Source organism: Staphylococcus sp. EG-SA-2, from assembly GCF_017152085.1.
Window position 1 is genome coordinate 1 of the sequence record NZ_JACYHC010001042.1, and the last position, 778, is coordinate 778.

Annotated in this window: 1 pseudogene; it reads left to right on the top strand. The window is 36.6% G+C overall.

The window, feature by feature from the left end:
* A pseudogene (gene cntM / locus IDG60_RS27865) lies at nucleotides 1-778 on the top strand (staphylopine dehydrogenase CntM); the annotation flags it as partial.

The window sequence follows — 778 nt, forward strand, 5'->3', positions numbered from 1 at the left end:
CAACATCAGAAAAATCAAAACGCTTATATCAAGCGTATAAAAAAGAGAAACAATTTGAAGTCAAAATACAAAACGAGGCGCATCAACATCTGGAAGGTAAGTTTGAAATTAATCGTTTGTATAAAGACGTTAAAAACGTTAATGGTGAATACGAAACGGTTGTCATGGCATGCACAGCAGATGCTTATTATGACACACTACAGCAATTGTCGTTAGAAACTTTGCAAAGTGTCAAACATGTCATTTTAATATCACCGACATTTGGTTCGCAAATGATTGTCGAACAATTTATGTCTAAATTTAATAAAGATATCGAAGTGATTTCATTCTCAACTTATCTTGGCGATACACGTATTGTTGATAAAGAAGCGCCTAATCATGTGTTGACAACAGGTGTAAAAAAGAAATTGTACATGGGATCGACACATTCAAACTCAACAATGTGTCAACGAATCTCTGCTTTAGCTGAGCAATTGAAAATTCAATTAGAAGTCGTTGAATCGCCACTGCACGCTGAAACGCGAAACAGTTCGCTTTATGTGCACCCACCACTATTTATGAATGACTTTTCATTGAAAGCCATTTTCGAAGGGACGGATGTACCGGTTTATGTGTATAAGTTATTTCCTGAAGGACCGATAACGATGACACTAATCCGTGAAATGCGTTTAATGTGGAAGGAAATGATGGCTATTTTACAAGCATTTAGAGTGCCGTCAGTCAACCTGCTTCAATTTATGGTGAAGGAAAATTATCCAGTACGTCCTGAAACTTTGGA